Raw genomic sequence first — 17,688 nt, 5'->3', positions numbered from 1 at the left:
ACCGACAACAGAGCCAGACGGCGATGAGAACTTGGTTTCATTGCGTAGAAGTGAAAACACGCTGATTGTAAGTGAGCCACTTGATGATTTACCAAGTAGTTCACTCCCAACAGAAGGAAATAAAAATTCCCAGGAAGTACCACTTCAAAGGTGAGAAGGTAGAAACTGACCGCAGTACCAAAAGTATTCCACTCAGTGATTCTGCTGATGATTTACTGATGTCTTAATATAATTGACAAATATATTATAACTGGGTATTTATATATAATTAAATAAATCGGGTTCCAATACTGCAAGGGCTGAGAATTTTAGTAGGTTGGGTTGAGCGACAGCGAAACCCAACAAATGCTTTTAGATGTTGGGTTTCGTTCCTCAACCCAACCTATATGTTTTGGAATTTATATCTCAGCCCTTGTAGTATTGAATGGGGTTCTGATTCAGTTGATAATAGAATTGTATCTTAGTAGTAGAAGTTAGCAGTAGAGGGAAAACTATGACTCTTGAACAAACAGTTTTAGAAAACTTCCGAGAACTACCCACAGATAAACAACAAGAGGTTTTAGATTTTATTCAATTTCTCAAATATAAATTATCAGCAAAAAAAAGACTTGCTATATCTGATAAGCAAGAATTTTTAACAAAAACTCAAGAAATTAATGATTTTTGGTCAGCTTTACAAGATTTCAGACAAAGGGCAGATTTAGAAAGTATTGATGATGATACTTTTGAAAATTTACGGGATAAGTCTCCAGGGAGAGAAGTTAATTTATGAGTCTCAAGTATTTACTAGATATTAACATTTTATCGGAGGCTAAACGCCCTCGACCAAATGAGAAGGTAATGGAAAAGCTAAAATTATATAGACAAGAAACAGCCACAGCTACCGTAGTTATCCATGAGTTGTTATATGGTTGTTTACGTCTTCCTCTGTCTAAAAAACGTCAAGATATAGAAGATTATATAAACAATGTTATTTTAGCACAACTGCCTTTATTTGATTATAATCTCAAAGCGGCACAATATCACGCTCAGGAGAGAGCAAGGTTATCTAAGGTTGGTAAAAGTCCTGCTTTTATTGATGGTCAAATTGCCTCTATTGCAGTTACGAATGATTTGATTTTAGTAACAAATAATGTGACAGATTTTCAAGATTTTGATGGTTTGATGATTGAGAATTGGGGTCTACACTCCAACCATTGAGAGATAGCTGCTACCGTTTCCTCTCCCAAATCAATCACCTGAGACTTTGTACCACTCCCCTTCCCAAAATCCTTAGTGTCCTAGTTTCTCTGTCACAATCCCCCACATTTAATTGACATACCTCATTACTGAACTTTAGACTAAGACATGAAAAATGACCCAGCGATGCTCAGTTAACGATGGTTCAAATGATAAAACTAGAAAATTGCCCAGCTAAGCAGATTTGGCAGTCTGCTTACAAGGTCTAGAAGTACGCTTTTCTTTTTATACTAGTACTAGTGTTCGGCTTTTCCAGTTTTGCACTGCGAATTAGTCACTGTATATCATAAGTAAAAACCGCGAAACACAATGTTTCACGGCTTTTGGTGTAGTGTGAGGAGCTTAACTACTTATCATAATAATCGCTACTAACCGTAGAAACACGCTTGTAACAATTTTGGTAACGAAAATTTTTGTTCGGTATTTACAGAACTTACTTTTAAAGGTCACTGGTCACTGGTCACTGGTCACTGGTTAGGTGATTACCAATGGCTTTTAAAAAATAAAAAACCGTGGTGGCTGAAATGAGCACCACGGTTTCTGTATAGTGTGAGGAGACTTAACTATGTATCATCATAAGCTCAGACCAGCATTAGCAGATCGCTTGTAACAATTTTGGTAACAGATAAATTTGTCCTTAGTGGTGATAGACTGAAAGTCTTTACACCAAAGTCCCGCCACAACTAGAACCGCAACCAGCCGTACACCCATAGCAATAATGAGCAGTTTGGACTTCGGCGATCGCATCCAAACTACCAACTTCCAGCAATTTAGCTACTGTCAGGTTCTCCCCATGACGATTTTTGGCTGGTAAATTCATCATTTGATGGAAGTCGCAATCGTACACGTTACCAAGATAATCGATAGAAAGCTCATCTCGGCACATCAGATGTTCAACTGTACTGGAATTGAAATTTGATTCCAGAAACCGTAGATAAGGAGTATAGAGTTTTTGCCGTTCCAAATAGAGTTTTGTTCTCCCAACAGGTAGATTGCTAATGGTGAACAGATTGTTAAAAACAATACCAAAGTGTTCCTGTAAAAACTCTTTGTAACTTCTTTCCAGTTTCACTTGATCTGGGGTTAGGGAAAATTTTTCCCCTGTAGGCATTTGAGGATTAAACACCAAATCCAAAATGAGGTCGGGTTCTTTTCCATAACCAAGTTGATTCAGCCACTGAAGTGCTTTGATTGAACCATTATATACACCTGCACCCCGCATTTTATCTACATTGTCTTCTAGGTAGCAAGGTAAAGAAGCAACAACTCGAACTTTGTGTTGGGCAAAGTATTCTGGCAAGTCCCCAAACCCATTTTCAAAATAAATGGTCAAGTTAGATCGAACAATAACCTGCTTATCATTTGCTCTTGCTGCTTCTACGAGTGGCTTAAATCCATAATTCATTTCTGGTGCGCCACCAGTTAAATCAACAATCTGAATCTGAGGAAATCTCTGAATCAATTCAATTAACTGTTCGCAAATTTCTGGAGAAAGTTCTTCTGTGCGTTTTGGTCCTGCTTCTACATGGCAATGGTTACACGCTAGATTGCAGCGCTTTCCCAAATTGATTTGCAAAACAGAAATTTCTTCTTTTGTTAAAGCTGAAGTCAGTTTCTGTTTGAAAGGTGTTACGGTTGTTTGTATCATTAAAGTTATTCCATAATTAAGGCTTGCTGCAAAATCAGGCTAAAAGCTAAAGTTACAATTACTCACCTCTTATATCATGTTCGGTTAAACGCTTATAATATTTGTAGGTTGGGTTGAGGCTTTGCGAAACCCAACAAACTCTACAAAATGTTGGGTTTCGTTCCTCAACCCAACCTACGTTGATAAATTTTATAATAATTCATCACCCAAACTTGATATTACCTCTGCGTACTCTGCGTCTCTGCGGTTCAATAAATGACTTTTGAACCGTAGAGGCACAGAGGAAAAAGATGAAAAATTACCGCCTGAATCAAAATTTTATAAATCCAACAGGATTGCCATAACTCCAAAAACGATTAACAACAACCACCACCGCTATAGTGCCAAGTTGAATCAGTAATCGTGATTTTATCTGGCATAGATTTAGCCAATTTTGCAGCAGTTTTATCACAAACTACTGCAGGTATTCCTTTTTGAAGAAGATGACCTGCACCGTCATCAAAAAATGGTTCTGCTCCAGCATAGATTGCTGTTTTACCCGTAAAAACACAAGCCCCATCTTCAGGAATAGAAACTTTAAAAGCTACAGAATCTAAACTTTCTAAAAGAAGGTTCTCTTTTAAGTTGTAAGTATCAGAAGTTAGCAATCGGTAGGGACGGCGGGCGCGAATTTCTATTTGTCCAAAGCCTACATTGATAATGCGTTGAATGTACTCTTCATAAGTGAGTGCGCCCGATAAACACATTGCTCGCAAGCGCTCATCTTTTTGTAAGTGTTGCGGAATGGGACGAGTTGCAATGGGATCGCTCATCTGCAATCTACCGCCCGGTTTCAATACCCGGTATGCCTCTTGCAAAGCACGAGTTAAATCTTCTGGTTCAAAAATATTGAAAAGGCAATTTTGCGCGACGATATCAACTGAACTGTCGGCAATGGGTAAGTTAAAGGCATCGCCTTCTTTAATTTCTACAAAGCTGGTGTCAAACCAGGAGTTTTCTTGAGTAGCAATTTCTAAATTCCGTGCAGCCGCTTCCCGCATTTGTACAACGGGATCGACGGCAATAACACCACTAGGACGGCGCGAAAAGTAGGCAAATTGTAAAGCTTCCAAGCCGCCACCAACTCCAACATAGAGCACGGTAGGTTGATTGCCTAGTTCGGTGGGGTGAACCGTAGTCCCACAACCATAGTTCATTTCCTGCATACAGCGAGGAATTTTTAGTCCTGGTAATTGTAGGGGTGTACTCTGTACGCAACAAAGCCCAACTTCTGGTTCTTGAGCAACTTTACTGTAAAACTGCGCTGCTGTTTCGAGGTAACTCATCACATTCCTAAAGGTATCCACCGTTTTTAGTTTAGCGATTAACTTTGGCAAGGGATTGCAAATGGATGTAACGGTTAAATGTATTCTGCTACACACAGTTATGTTGCTTTTAACTCACTCACATGCCCGACTTCTTCAAGAAGTCGGGCATCTGAAAGCCAATTAATCAAGAATACTATATACCAAGCCGCAAACGTACAATTTGCGCGTTGTTTAAAAACGAAACTCTTATGAGTAAATATCTTATCTAAACTTTGTCAACCCAACTTTTCTACAAAATCATCTAAAAGCGGGCTGTGACTTGCCGTGGTGAAACTTATCGTGGAGGAGCGTAATGGCAAGCTGTTAATGAAATCAAATCGGTGCGTATAGGGACTACTACGGTCAGGTTACTATTGATAATTTGTGGCTGCAGCCGGGATGCGATATGTCGGAGGATTAACGGAAGACAACTGTATGGCTTTCAATGCGAAGGCTGTGTCAATGGGAATAAACTATTAGCAGTAAGCAGTTACGTCTTCACCGCATACGTCTGCAAGATAGCAGAGAGCGCGGAAACGCAAATAAACAACTTCCTCATAAACAGGATTTAGCTTGCACATTGGAGGAATATGAAACAGTTTGCGACCAAACAATGTAATATCACGCTCAAACGGACACTGAGCAGGAATAAGCTTACACAAGAAATGAGCTAGTTTGGCATTATGAATTTCTATGGAATCTAACCATTGACGAACGGGAGAAAGAAGGTCTTGTTTTGGTTGGATTTGAGAGAAGCTAGTCATAATTACTCACCATTAGATGTAGATTTTTAAGTTAGTGTTTTGTTGGTTGGGTTTTAACCCTTCTCTATTACTTATATAGGTTTGAGTTTGGGTTCTTATGCAATTTTGTTCCACTCTTTATACTGGAACACTCTTTACTACAAACCTAGATGGCGGGATTCCGGATCGTTCTCCAGATATTTTTGTTGCGCTCAAATCCTATGTATCAGAAGAACCTCAACAGCCTTGCTACTCCAAGAAGCCAGAATTATTTAGGTGTCGAACAAAAGTCTAAATTCTTCTAAAATCCCTTAGTATCGAGCACTCTACTTGCCTAAGCCGTTAAACTTTACTCAACGTTTGTATTATTGCCAACAACTTAATATTAACTTTACAATTCAGTAAAAATTAGTAGAAACTATTGCGGAAAACCGTACTTTATGAGTAGGCTTTCGCGCATTTATGGGTTTGTTTCCATTGCAGCCATTTTCATAATGACCAGTCACCTATACAGTGCTTACACCATTAATTTGTGGAACAAAAGAAATTGATTTATGATTCAAATCCCCTACTTTCCAGTACAGAGGATGAACTCACTGGTCACTGGTCACTGGTCACTGGTCACTGATTTAGATCGCTTCTAAAAGTTGAAGTTGGTTAGCTACAGCGTTTAAATACCTGCGATCGCTCAAAGCATCAGGTGAAACTCTACCCGCAGTAATACCAGCTTTAACCAAAGATTCAGCACTAGCTTTACCCAACCTCAACTCAGACAGCAGCAGACTATATCCCGGAATACCTTGCTGTCCGAGCGATCCTCTATAAGCAAAGTGGACAAGTTGAAAGGGTGTAAAGCTGCGAATTGAAGTTGCATTTACCATTGTTTGTTGAGAAGGTGCAGTAGCAGCAGGTGTTTGAGCATGGGCGCTACTAGCAGCAGAGCAAAATAGTAAGAAAGACAAGCTACCAACAAATAGGCGTTTCATCATATTGACCTCTGGAAACTTCTGTTCCATCGCTGACAATTTATAGAATGCAACTGCTAACTGAGGCTCATCTGATGAAGTAATGGGAAAAAGCTAAAAAGTCAATAAATTTTGTGAAATTTAACTGAAAGCAAGCTGAGAACGTTTCATTATACCATTAACCTTGCTGTACTGTATTTGCGACTTTCTATTTAGGATGGCCATTGTCACTCAAAAGCCTTATGTAAGGGGCTTTAGCTCTAGCTACTAGTAGTCTACCACATTAAATTTGAGGGGCTGCTAGATCCCCGACGTTCCCTCTCAACTCGGAGATCTGAGCAAACTTATCCTTCAACACTATTTATCAATAGTAATAATCCCAAGATAATTAATCTTTAGGTATAATCGCAATCCGGAAACCTAATGCATCTAAAAATTCAACTAGAGTATAAATTTCTGTACCTCCTGTTTCTGAAAGAATTGTATCTAGTTTCTCAAAGTGTTGTTTGGCTTCTTCAGAAAGGTTATCGCAGAGCAAACGCGCAGCAATAACGTCTTTAAGTGCTGAACTGAGTAGTTCGGGTTCAGGATTTTTTTCTTCCAAGACAGCCTCAATATAACCGACAGCCCTTTCCGGATTTTTTAGAGATTGAATAAGTGCATCTGACCAACTATCACTGGTAGGCGTTTTCACGTTTTTCATAATCTTCCCAATACTCCTTAGCCTTACGAACATCCTCTGCTTGAGTGCTTTTATCTCCACCACACAGTAAAAGTATGATAGTTATTCCAATTTGCCCAAAATAGACGCGATAACCAGGACCGCAATCAATTTTAAGTTCACAGACTCCTTCTCCTACAGAACGGTAGTCTCCGAGGTTACCTAAAGTAACTCGCTTAATCCTACTATTGATTTTAGATATGGCTTTATTATCACGCAAACCATCAAACCATTCGGCAAAGGGAATTTTGCCATCTGCTGTCATGTAACGTCGAATCTCCCTTGTGTGGGCTTCCATTATTTGATTAAACGCATCATGAATTAATTTCTACTAAATTCTAACAAATATCGTTCTATAGCAATCCTAAATGATTTACAAACACCTCTTCCAAGTCTTCCTTGTCCTCCAAGTCTTCCAAGTCTCCCTTGTTTGGATCTCAAATAGGATTGCTATAGTTCTGCTTGATTTGAAAAAGTTTGAAAATTTTTTTGTCTAAGGACGTAGAAAGTTTTGTTGCGATCGCCTGATTTTCAACCCAGTAAAAAGGTTGTGGCAAACCAAGTTTTTGGCACAAATCTTCCATAGCAGCGCTCTTTGAATCTTCTAAGACCCTCACAACTAGAGCTTTTCCTGAAATCCGGTGATGGGTGATATTGTGAGCAAATGTGCCAGGTAATTCCACAAGTTGAAGTTGTGCGAGAGATTTCAAAGTGGTTTTGACTTCTAACACTTCAATTTCGCTCATCAATGGAAAACCAACAGTATTGGCTAAAAATCCTTTTGTTCTTTCTATAAAAATGATTGTATCAGTTGACTTTCTCCAAATAATCAAAGCAAATAATTCTACATCTACTGCATCTCGTCTGGGTTTCTGAGGAGGACAAAGTTCAGTACAATTCCTTTGACTAGCCAAACACTGCGATCGCAACGGACATAACAAACACAGCGGTTTCGTTTTACGACAAACAGTTGCACCCAACTCCATCATTGCCTGATTAAAATCACCAGGTCGTTCAGCAGAGATTGTGCTATTGGCAAAATCTCGAATAACTGATTGACCGGAAGAACTCCATACATCTTTAGATAAAGCAAGCAAACGACTAACAACGCGTGTAACATTGCCATCAACACAAGCAACTTTTTCATGAAAACAAACGCTTGCAATTACAGCTGCTGTATACAGACCACAACCAGGAATTTTCAGCCACTCGTTATATGACTGAGGAAAACGACCTTCAAGGTGTTCAACAATAAACACTGCTCCTTTTTTTAAGTTACGAGCACGAGCATAATAACCCAGACCCGACCACAGTTGCCGTAGCGTGTCCTCATTACAGGTTGCAAGGTCGTAAACAGTAGGGAGTTGCTTGACAAATTCTGAAAATTTGGGAATAACAACAGCTAGAGTGGTTTGTTGACTCATAACCTCGCAGACCCAAGTGTGATAAATATTGATATTCTGACGCCAAGGCAAGGGTCTGTGGTGTTTGTCATACCAAGCTAAGAGTTCCTCAGCGTATTGATTTGAGTTCTGAGATTCATCCATAAAAAAATCAAGCTACCTCATTGATGAAGGACTCCCATCTCAAATTTGAGGATAATTTATTTTTGGAAAATCTTGGAACGCAATGGCGATAAGCTAACTGCCTACGGGAGTACAGCCGTATTAAGTCACGCCTGTAGAGGCAGTATTTTTTCTCCGAGGAAATTTAAAATATTACAGAACAGAAGACGGGTTAATTATGCTACAAGTTCCCAAGATTTTGTCACGGCAAATAAATTTGCTCGTGTCGCGTTTCCTCCACGAGAAGACAGCTATGTGGTTTCCCCTAACAACTCAGCAAAAAATTAGCCTAGATGCGCTAGTAGAGTGAGTCTTAGAAAATCTTAGGTATTGACAGTGTGACGCTATCAGCCTTCGGTTTCACCGCAGACAGCACTCGCACTGGTGTAATGCCTGTAAAATCACTGTTTTTTTCGGAAAACTTAAAATATTGCGGAAAATTTTCCCAAAAAAATTTCCGGATTATTGTATTATAAGTAAACGAGGAAGCGCTCATGTTCCTCAAGAGCACTTCCTCGAAAAAAATCAATAAATAAAACTTCTGGAGTAATCTTAGCATGACTAAAGCGCCCGAAACAGCTCCTGGTGGGAATTTTTCAGAAACAGTCGCCCAAGAAGTTCAAGATCTCCTCCGTAGATTAGCTAAACTGGGGAAAAACTTGATAGAAGAAGTCAAAAGGGAGATAAGTTACACAAACCCCTCCATATTACTAGGAGCCGCCAAAATTGGACAATTGTTGCTGTTCCTGAAAGAAAAACTTAAGCCCAAACAGTATGAACAGGCTCTAGCGGAATGTCTAGGATGGACATCAGGCATTGCCAACCAGTTATTAAAGCTCGCCCCCATACTTGGCAATTTTACCACCAAGCAACTCGAGCGCATCCATCGCAACCTCTCGCCATCAGCACTCTACAAATTAGCCACCGGAAGGACGCCGATTGAGGTTATCAAGTCGATACTGGAAAAAGCTTGCAGTTGTGAAGTTTCCCAGAAAGATATTCAAGTTGAAACCAAGAAATATAAGGAGAATCAACCGAAAAAAGAACCAACGCCATGGAGGTATGTAGGCGGTGGTAGAGAATATCGACCCCCTAGAATATCTGAAAAAGCGGGTTTGATTGTCGAACAACTCAGCAAACAAAATAGCAAGCCGCGACGTAAAGTCATCGAAGAGGCAGTTTTGTTGTTCGCAGAGAAATTTCCGCAGGTAGTTGTCGCCGTGGCTTAAGTCCCCTATTTTTTCTCTGACAAAATCTAAAACCCTACAGAAAATTTTACAAGAAACATTTCCAGATTACTGTATTATAAGTAAACGAGGAAGCGCTCATGTTGGTCAAGAGCACTTCCTGTCAAAAACTTAATCTAAATTAATTCTGGAGTAATCTTAGCATGACTAAAGCGCCCGAAACAGCTCCTGGTGGGAATTTTTCAGAAACAGTCGCTCAAGAAGTTCAAGATCTCCTCCGTAGACTAGCTAAACTGGGGAAAAACTTGGTAGAAGAAGTCAAAAGGGAGATAAGTTACACAAACCCCTCCATATTACTAGGAGCCGCCAAAATTGGACAATTGTTGCTGTTCCTGAAAGAAAAACTTAAGCCCAAACAGTATGAACAGGCTCTAGCGGAATGTCTAGGATGGACATCAGGCATTGCCAACCAGTTATTAAAGCTCGCCCCCATACTTGGCAATTTTACCACCAAGCAACTCGAGCGCATCCATCGCAACCTCTCGCCATCAGCACTCTACAAATTAGCCACCGGAAGGACGCCGATTGAGGTTATCAAGTCGATACTGGAAAAAGCTTGCAGTTGTGAAGTTTCCCAGAAAGATATTCAAGTTGAAACCAAGAAATATAAGGAGAATCAACCGAAAAAAGAACCAACGCCATGGAGGTATGTAGGCGGTGGTAGAGAATATCGACCCCCTAGAATATCTGAAAAAGCGGGTTTGATTGTCGAACAACTCAGCAAACAAAATAGCAAGCCGCGACGTAAAGTCATCGAAGAGGCAGTTTTGTTGTTCGCAGAGAAATTTCCGCAGGTAGTTGTCGCCGTGGCTTAAGTCCCCTATTTTTTCTCTGACAAAATCTAAAACCCTACAGAAAATTTTACAAGAAACATTTCCAGATTACTGTATTATAAGTAAACGAGGAAGCGCTCATGTTGGTCAAGAGCACTTCCTGTCAAAAACTTAATCTAAATTAATTCTGGAGTAATCTTAGCATGACTAAAGCGCCCGAAACAGCTCCTGGTGGGAATTTTTCAGAAACAGTCGCTCAAGAAGTTCAAGATCTCCTCCGTAGACTAGCTAAACTGGGGAAAAACTTGGTAGAAGAAGTCAAAAGGGAGATAAGTTACACAAACCCCTCCATATTACTAGGAGCCGCCAAAATTGGACAATTGTTGCTGTTCCTGAAAGAAAAACTTAAGCCCAAACAGTATGAACAGGCTCTAGCGGAATGTCTAGGATGGACATCAGGCATTGCCAACCAGTTATTAAAGCTCGCCCCCATACTTGGCAATTTTACCACCAAGCAACTCGAGCGCATCCATCGCAACCTCTCGCCATCAGCACTCTACAAATTAGCCACCGGAAGGACGCCGATTGAGGTTATCAAGTCGATACTGGAAAAAGCTTGCAGTTGTGAAGTTTCCCAGAAAGATATTCAAGTTGAAACCAAGAAATATAAGGAGAATCAACCGAAAAAAGAACCAACGCCATGGAGGTATGTAGGCGGTGGTAGAGAATATCGACCCCCTAGAATATCTGAAAAAGCGGGTTTGATTGTCGAACAACTCAGCAAACAAAATAGCAAGCCGCGACGTAAAGTCATCGAAGAGGCAGTTTTGTTGTTCGCAGAGAAATTTCCGCAGGTAGTTGTCGCCGTGGCTTAAGTCCCCTATTTTTTCTCTGACAAAATCTAAAACCCTACAGAAAATTTTACAAGAAACATTTCCAGATTACTGTATTATAAGTAAACGAGGAAGCGCTCATGTTGGTCAAGAGCACTTCCTGTCAAAAACTTAATCTAAATTAATTCTGGAGTAATCTTAGCATGACTAAAGCGCCCGAAACAGCTCCTGGTGGGAATTTTTCAGAAACAGTCGCTCAAGAAGTTCAAGATCTCCTCCGTAGACTAGCTAAACTGGGGAAAAACTTGGTAGAAGAAGTCAAAAGGGAGATAAGTTACACAAACCCCTCCATATTACTAGGAGCCGCCAAAATTGGACAATTGTTGCTGTTCCTGAAAGAAAAACTTAAGCCCAAACAGTATGAACAGGCTCTAGCGGAATGTCTAGGATGGACATCAGGCATTGCCAACCAGTTATTAAAGCTCGCCCCCATACTTGGCAATTTTACCACCAAGCAACTCGAGCGCATCCATCGCAACCTCTCGCCATCAGCACTCTACAAATTAGCTACCGGAAGGACGCCGATTGAGGTTATCGAGTCGATACTGGAAAAAGCTTGCAATTGTGAAGTTTCCCAGAAAGATATTCAAGTGGAAACCAAGAAATATAAGGAGAATCAACTAAAAACAGAACCAACGCCATGGAGGTATGTGGGTGGTGGTAGAGAATACCAACCTCCCAGAATATCTGAAAAAGCAGGTTTGATTGTCGAACAACTTAGCAAACAAAATAGCAAGCCACGACGTAAAGTCATCGAAGAGGCAGTCTTGTTACTTGCAGAGAAATTTCCGTATATGGTTGTCGCCGTGGCTTAAGTCCCCTATTTTTTCTCTGAAAAAATCTAAAATCCTACAAAAAATTTTACAAGAAACAAACTAACGATGAATATTGGATATTATCTAAAAACTATAGGAAAAATAGAAGAATCAAATTCTATAAGTACGATTTTAAGTATTGCTTTAGAAACTTGGTTCAAAAGACTTTAATCCGGCGTATATGGTATCACTTTCAATACTGGTCAAATAAGGAAATTGTAATTGGGATTTCCCCTTGGAGAAACCCAACAAATGTCTGTAAATGTTGGGTTTCGTTCCTCAACCCAACCTACTTTAATCCGGCATATATGGTATCACTGCCATGAACATACTTTGGTAAAGTCAGGAAAACATTAAAAAAAGTTAAAAAAATTGTATGATTGAGTTGATAGCCCGCGAATACGGGTTTAATGGGCATTGTCCCATCTTTAAGCCCGTAATGAACGTATAAAATTATCCCATGAGTCAGATAGTCTGGATAGCAAGACATGCTAACCGTCTCGATTTTGTTAACCCTGATTGGTTTCTAACTGCAGAACGACGCTACGATCCACCACTGTCGGAAGACGGTTTTGTACAAGCGCAGCAACTGGCTAACCGTCTTAAAGGAGAAAAGATTGCCCATATTTTTGCTTCTCCCTTTTTACGGACGGTACAAACAGCAAATGCTGTAGCAGAAGTTCTCGATTTACCCATAAAGCTAGAAACGGGTTTGAGTGAATGGCATAATGCAGCTTGGATGACGGAAGAACCAAAAAGACTCTCAACACCAGCATTAGCAGAGTTATTTCCCAGAATTGACACAAGTTACACTCCCCAAATAGCTGCTAAGTACCCCGAAACTCGCGCACAAATGCTGGAACGTTCGGGGCAAACTGCTAGATGTTTGACTGTAGAATTCTCTCCACAGGATATTCTCTTAGTAGGACATGGTGCATCTGTACTGGGAGCAGCAATAGGTTTAGTTGGTGAAATTGCCAGCACAGAAGTGAAGGCTTCGTTGTGTAGCTTAGTAAAGATTGTGCGTCAAGAACCGGAGTGGTTACTAGAACTTAAGGGAGATACTTCTCATTTAACAGAAATAGAAGAGGTCATCCGGTTTGATGTTAGTGAACGGTTACCAGTCACCAGTAAACAGTGACCAAAAAAGGTAGTTGACTTCAAGTCTGGTATCAGATGGATGCAAAGAGGTAGTATTTAGTAGTTTTCCCACTAACCACTGTACGGGCGCTCTTGCATTGCGCCCCTACTAACCACTAACCCCTAACCCCTAACATCGCTATGACATTACTATTGGCAGGAGATATCGGCGGCACGAAAACTATTTTGCGGTTGGTTGAGGTATCAGAGCAACTGCTTTTACACAATGTTTATGAGGAACGACACCGCAGTGGGGATTTTCCCGATTTGGTGCCGATGGTACAGCAGTTTCTGAAAAACTCGGGTGCATCTTTACCAGAAAAAGCTTGTTTTGCGATCGCAGGCCCTGTCGTGAACAATACAGCTAAGCTGACCAACTTAGCTTGGTTCCTGGATACCAAACGATTACAAGAAGAACTGGGTATTGCCCAAGCGAGTCTAATTAACGACTTTGCCGCTGTTGGCTATGGTGTCTTGGGTTTAAATGCACAAGATATCCTCACTTTACAACCAGGTAAACCCAACATTAATGCTCCTATAGCCATTATTGGCGCTGGCACTGGTTTGGGACAAGGATTTTTAATTAAGCATGGTTCCAGTTATCAAATTTTTCCTTCAGAGGGGGGTCATGCGGATTTTGCTCCCCGTACTGAGTTAGAGTTTCAACTGTTAAAATATCTATTGGATAAACATGATATCCAGCGTGTTTCTGTAGAACGCGTTGTTTCTGGATTGGGAATTGTAGCTATTTACCAATTTTTACGCGATCGCAAAACCATTGCTGAATCACCGGAAATTGCTCAGATTGTGAGAACTTGGGAACAAGAGGCAGGCAAGCAGGAGAAAAGTGTCGATCCGGGTGCTGTTATTGGTAAAGCCGCACTACAGAAAACCGATAGACTTTCAGAACAAACAATAGAGTTATTTGTAGGGGCATATGGCGCAGAAGCTGGTAATTTAGCCCTAAAACTTCTGCCTTACGGTGGTTTATACGTTGCAGGTGGCATAGCTCCCAAAATACTGCCCCTCATACAAGAAGACAAGTTCATGTTGAACTTCACCCAGAAAGGTAGAATGCGTAGTTTACTTGAAGATATTCCCGTACATATCATTCTTAACCAAGAAGTGGGATTAATAGGTGCTGCTATTGCTGCAACTAGGTTATAACATCAGCAGCATTGTTTAAAGTAAAAACTATGACAAACAGAAGTTTGCTGTCACTCTTGACAGCCACTTTTCTATTTAGTGCATCTGCCGCAGTTGAAGCCAGCCCATCCAAACGCTCTCTTTCTCAAACTAGACCAGTCGCTGCTCAACCAGTAAAGTCACAATGGAAAGTGTTCACGTCTCCAGATGGACGCTTTACAGTCTTGATGCCCGGTATGCCAAGAATTGAGTCTCAAACTCAAAAAACTCACATGGGCGAGATTCAACTGCAAGTCTTTGTGGCTCAACCTCCCAACCAAGAAGTGGCTTATCTTGTTGCTTATAATGATTTTCCCGATAACTACGGTCAAATGGCATCAGCTCAAGAAGTGTTGGATGATGCCCAGCAAATGGCTTTAAAAACAACTCAAAGTAATTTGATCGCTCAGTTGGATATTCGCAGTTCAAACGGTCATCCCGGTAGAGAAATCGAGTACGTTAATTCAGGAGGGAAAATTACGAGGAATCGGATGTATTTTGCCGAAGGTCGTTTGTACCAGGTTATGGTAATCACTACCAAAAAACAGCAAAAAACCATCGGTGGTTCCATTACAGGTTACTTAAACTCTTTTCAAGTGGTCTTGAAAAAGTAATTTGGCTAATGGCTAATGGCTAATAGTTCAATCAACAATTAGCCATTAGCCATTAGCTTTTTCGCAATTATTTCAGTAGTTTCACAATTTACTGCTGCAAAACTAGTATATAAAATAATTAATTGAGCCAACACCGCTAAATAGAATTTAGCGGATTCAGGCTAGAAGTTGGGTATAACTTGCTGTCCGAACTTGTTTGCACAAGTTGACTATCTGGTCATACTTTTCTAGCTATGGGTCAAACCGCTCTGCCGCTCTACCAGGGACACGGGCTTTCGGACTAGCCTACTCAACTCGCAGTTTACGTCAACGCCTTCATACCGACCACGGGAGCGGCTCCGCCCCACAGCACATGAAAACTCTCCTGATTTCTTGTCCAAACAGTAATATCCCAGCACTTTCAGCCGTGGAAGTCGGACAAATACAATGTAGCGTCAACGCAAGTTCTTAGATGTCGCCATCTATGTAACTCAAAAGCTACTAATAAAAGCATACCACATCACGCCTAATAAATTAGGTCGTGTTCACGTTGATCCCGATATAAATAGCAGATGAGACTCAAGGAATTAAATGAATTGAGTCTCATATTTCGGAGTTACCACGCTCCCGCGTATTTTAGGTGTATTGCATCCGCGAGGGTGGTTTGCAGCTGGAAACGGACGCTGAATAAAAACTCAGATTGTATTATTACTAGTACAGTTCGGCTTAATGAAGATGACTATAACAGAAATTAGTACTCCTGTGGGGAGCTACGCACCAGATTTTGAACTACCAGGAATTGATGGTCAGGTACACCATCTTAGCAAATATCTGGAAAAGTTCCGTGCAGTATGCGTCATTTCAATGTCTAACCACTGTCCTTATGTTGACTTGTATGTAGAAAGATTGAAAAACATTCAAGCCGAATTTGATTCCCAAGGTTTTACACTCATTGGCATGAATGGTAGCGATCTTACAACAGAACCATCAGAAACTTTTGAACAAATGCAGGCTTTTGCCAAAGCGTATGTTTTAAACTTTCCCTACTTGTGGGACCCGACTCAAGAGGTAACTCGCAGTTTTGGGACTAGTACAACACCAATGGCGTTTCTGATAAATTCTGAGGGTGTTGTTCGCTATAAAGGACAAATAGACGATAATCCCCAAAATCCGGAATTAGTGGAGCAGCACTACCTCAAGCAAGCGATCGCCTGTTTGTTAAGAGGAGAGGAAATTCTTTTGACAGAAACAGAACCTAATGGTACCTCTTTAGTAATAGGTAACTAGAGACAGAGTGACACTGTATTGTTATCTTAAATTGGAGGTATTTTCAATTTTGGACAAAACGTAACTTCATGGGAACACATTACCGACGGGTTTTGCTTAAACTAAGTGGTGAAGCCCTCATGGGCAACCTGGGCTATGGAATCGATCCGGAAGTGGTAAAAGAAATAGCTGAAGAAGTAGCAGAGGTAGCCGCAACTGGCGTTCAAGTCGCGATCGTCGTTGGAGGCGGAAATATTTTTCGTGGAGTCAAAGCGGCGTCAGCGGGAATGGATAGAGCAACCGCTGACTACATCGGGATGATTGCCACGGTAATGAATGCCATGACGTTGCAGGACTCACTCGAACGCATTGGAATTCAAACACGGGTACAAACCGCAATTTCCATGCAGGAAGTAGCAGAACCATATATTCGCCGTCGCGCCATTCGTCATCTAGAAAAGGGGCGAGTGGTTATTTTTGGTGCGGGTTCGGGCAATCCCTTTTTCACGACCGATACCACAGCGGCACTCAGAGCAGCAGAAATTGAAGCCGACGTGATTTTCAAAGCGACTAAAGTAGATGGTATTTACGATGCAGATCCCCACATATACCCCAATGCTAAACGGTATAATACTCTGACATATGGATACGTTTTAGCAAAAGATTTGCGGGTAATGGACACGACTGCGATAGCCTTGTGTAAAGAGAATAATATCCCTATTCTTGTATTTGACTTAACTGTGCGGGGAAATATCCGCAGAGCAGTCATGGGAGAATCCATAGGCACGCTTGTGGGAGGTTCATGTGAAATTAGCTGAAGCTGAGAGTACGATGCAAAAAACCGTAGAGGCGACTCAACGGAATTTTAATACCATTCGCACTGGTCGCGCCAATGCGAGTATATTGGACAAAATAATGGTAGATTACTACGGTTCGCCAACTGCCCTAAAATCACTGGCAAACATCAGCACGCCAGATTCTTCAACCATCTTAATTCAGCCTTACGAGCGGAATACTTTAAACTCTATAGAAAAGGCAATTTCTATGTCGGATGTGGGTTTAACCCCCAATAACGACGGTGCCTTAATTAGGCTAAATATTCCACCATTGACTAGCGATCGCCGCAAAGAACTCGTGAAACTCGCTGCCAAGTATGCTGAAGAAGGACGCGTTGGAATTCGTAACATCCGCCGTGATGCCTTAGATACAATTCGCAAACTGGAAAAAGCCGCGGAAATCTCTGAGGATGAAGCACGCGATCAGCAAGATAAGCTGCAAAAGTTGACAGATAAATACACAGCCAGAATCAATGACTTGCTGGCAGAGAAAGAAAAAGACATTACAACTGTCTAAAAAGACACCTGATTGGGTGCATCAACTTCAGGCACTGGCGACTGGGGACAGGTGACTGGGGACTGGGAATTGGGAATAAGGAAGACAAGGGAGACAAGGGAGACAAGGAAGAAATACTTACAATGCCCTTTTGCCCAATTCTCAATTCCCAATTCCCAGTTACCAGTCTTCGATCCCCAATCCCTAACCCCCAACC

At 41.1% G+C, this 17,688-nt stretch carries 21 protein-coding genes; 13 read left to right on the top strand and 8 right to left on the bottom strand.

What is annotated here, in order from left to right; genetic code table 11:
- The first annotated feature begins 83 nt into the window (after nt 1-83).
- The 3 genes from F7734_RS05770 (at nt 84) to F7734_RS05760 (ending at nt 1,200) form a co-directional block, all read left to right on the top strand.
- Nucleotides 84-227 (top strand): hypothetical protein, encoded by a 144-nt coding sequence (locus F7734_RS05770; protein WP_155743784.1) that lies wholly within the window; start codon nt 84-86, stop codon nt 225-227.
- A 266-nt stretch (nt 228-493) separates the two neighbouring features.
- Nucleotides 494-772 (top strand): DUF2281 domain-containing protein, encoded by a 279-nt coding sequence (locus tag F7734_RS05765; RefSeq protein WP_155743783.1) that lies wholly within the window; start codon nt 494-496, stop codon nt 770-772.
- A complete protein-coding gene (locus tag F7734_RS05760; protein ID WP_155743782.1) occupies nt 769-1,200 on the top strand; it encodes a type II toxin-antitoxin system VapC family toxin in 432 nt (143 codons plus the stop codon). Before F7734_RS05765 ends, F7734_RS05760 begins: the two co-directional genes overlap by 4 nt.
- A gap of 700 nt (nt 1,201-1,900) precedes the next feature.
- Here F7734_RS05760 and arsS read toward each other — a convergent pair.
- The 7 genes from arsS to F7734_RS05725 form a co-directional block, all read right to left on the bottom strand.
- The gene (gene arsS, locus F7734_RS05755; protein WP_155743781.1) at nt 1,901-2,887 is read right to left on the bottom strand and encodes an arsenosugar biosynthesis radical SAM (seleno)protein ArsS; all 987 of its coding nucleotides are present in this window, start codon (nt 2,885-2,887) and stop codon (nt 1,901-1,903) included.
- A 356-nt stretch (nt 2,888-3,243) separates the two neighbouring features.
- Entirely contained in the window at nt 3,244-4,212 is a 969-nt protein-coding gene (arsM, locus tag F7734_RS05750) for an arsenosugar biosynthesis arsenite methyltransferase ArsM (RefSeq protein WP_155743780.1), read from the bottom strand.
- Between the two features lie 497 nt (nt 4,213-4,709).
- On the bottom strand, nt 4,710-4,997 hold the full coding sequence (locus F7734_RS05745; protein ID WP_155743779.1) for a Mo-dependent nitrogenase C-terminal domain-containing protein: 288 nt from the start codon (nt 4,995-4,997) through the stop codon (nt 4,710-4,712).
- Nucleotides 4,998-5,605: 608 nt separating this feature from the next.
- A complete protein-coding gene (locus tag F7734_RS05740) occupies nt 5,606-5,965 on the bottom strand; it encodes a hypothetical protein (RefSeq protein ID WP_155743778.1) in 360 nt (119 codons plus the stop codon).
- 364 nt (nt 5,966-6,329) lie between these two features.
- Nucleotides 6,330-6,644, bottom strand: a complete 315-nt coding sequence (locus F7734_RS05735) for a transcriptional regulator (RefSeq protein ID WP_155743777.1) — start codon at nt 6,642-6,644, stop codon at nt 6,330-6,332.
- Nucleotides 6,616-6,960 carry a type II toxin-antitoxin system RelE/ParE family toxin gene (locus F7734_RS05730; protein ID WP_155743776.1) on the bottom strand — a complete coding sequence of 115 codons (345 nt, stop codon included), beginning with the start codon at nt 6,958-6,960 and terminating at the stop codon, nt 6,616-6,618. Before F7734_RS05730 ends, F7734_RS05735 begins: the two co-directional genes overlap by 29 nt.
- Nucleotides 6,961-7,099: 139 nt before the next feature.
- The gene (locus F7734_RS05725; protein ID WP_155743775.1) at nt 7,100-8,209 is read right to left on the bottom strand and encodes an A/G-specific adenine glycosylase; all 1,110 of its coding nucleotides are present in this window, start codon (nt 8,207-8,209) and stop codon (nt 7,100-7,102) included.
- Between the two features lie 575 nt (nt 8,210-8,784).
- Between F7734_RS05725 and F7734_RS05720 the strand changes: the two genes are divergently transcribed.
- The 10 genes from F7734_RS05720 (at nt 8,785) to frr (ending at nt 17,492) form a co-directional block, all read left to right on the top strand.
- Nucleotides 8,785-9,456, top strand: a complete 672-nt coding sequence (locus tag F7734_RS05720; RefSeq protein WP_155743774.1) for a hypothetical protein — start codon at nt 8,785-8,787, stop codon at nt 9,454-9,456.
- Between the two features lie 161 nt (nt 9,457-9,617).
- Nucleotides 9,618-10,289, top strand: coding sequence for a hypothetical protein (locus F7734_RS05715; protein ID WP_155743773.1), 672 nt, complete (start codon nt 9,618-9,620; stop codon nt 10,287-10,289).
- Nucleotides 10,290-10,450: 161 nt separating this feature from the next.
- Complete coding sequence (locus F7734_RS05710; RefSeq protein WP_155743773.1) at nt 10,451-11,122, top strand: hypothetical protein; 672 nt, start codon at nt 10,451-10,453, stop codon at nt 11,120-11,122.
- A 161-nt stretch (nt 11,123-11,283) separates the two neighbouring features.
- Nucleotides 11,284-11,955 (top strand): hypothetical protein, encoded by a 672-nt coding sequence (locus F7734_RS05705; protein WP_155743772.1) that lies wholly within the window; start codon nt 11,284-11,286, stop codon nt 11,953-11,955.
- Nucleotides 11,956-12,415: 460 nt separating this feature from the next.
- On the top strand, nt 12,416-13,096 hold the full coding sequence (locus F7734_RS05700) for a histidine phosphatase family protein (protein ID WP_155743771.1): 681 nt from the start codon (nt 12,416-12,418) through the stop codon (nt 13,094-13,096).
- Nucleotides 13,097-13,236: 140 nt separating this feature from the next.
- A complete protein-coding gene (locus F7734_RS05695) occupies nt 13,237-14,262 on the top strand; it encodes a glucokinase (RefSeq protein WP_155743770.1) in 1,026 nt (341 codons plus the stop codon).
- A 29-nt stretch (nt 14,263-14,291) separates the two neighbouring features.
- Complete coding sequence (locus tag F7734_RS05690) at nt 14,292-14,894, top strand: hypothetical protein (RefSeq protein WP_155743769.1); 603 nt, start codon at nt 14,292-14,294, stop codon at nt 14,892-14,894.
- A 714-nt stretch (nt 14,895-15,608) separates the two neighbouring features.
- Nucleotides 15,609-16,160 (top strand): thioredoxin family protein, encoded by a 552-nt coding sequence (locus F7734_RS05685; RefSeq protein WP_155743768.1) that lies wholly within the window; start codon nt 15,609-15,611, stop codon nt 16,158-16,160.
- Between the two features lie 68 nt (nt 16,161-16,228).
- A complete protein-coding gene (gene pyrH, locus F7734_RS05680; protein ID WP_155743767.1) occupies nt 16,229-16,957 on the top strand; it encodes a UMP kinase in 729 nt (242 codons plus the stop codon).
- Nucleotides 16,944-17,492: a ribosome recycling factor gene (gene frr, locus F7734_RS05675; protein WP_166481750.1), complete on the top strand. Its 549-nt coding sequence runs from the start codon at nt 16,944-16,946 to the stop codon at nt 17,490-17,492. The genes pyrH and frr overlap by 14 nt, the downstream gene beginning before the upstream one ends.
- Here frr and F7734_RS61730 read toward each other — a convergent pair.
- Nucleotides 17,489-17,688 (bottom strand): hypothetical protein (locus tag F7734_RS61730; RefSeq protein ID WP_207714029.1); only part of this gene is annotated, 200 nt, incomplete at its 5' end. The genes frr and F7734_RS61730 overlap by 4 nt on opposite strands.

The sequence above is a fragment of the Scytonema sp. UIC 10036 genome, assembly GCF_009725235.1.
Note: the sequence above shows the minus strand (reverse complement) of the source record. Positions and strands in the feature narration are given on the sequence as shown.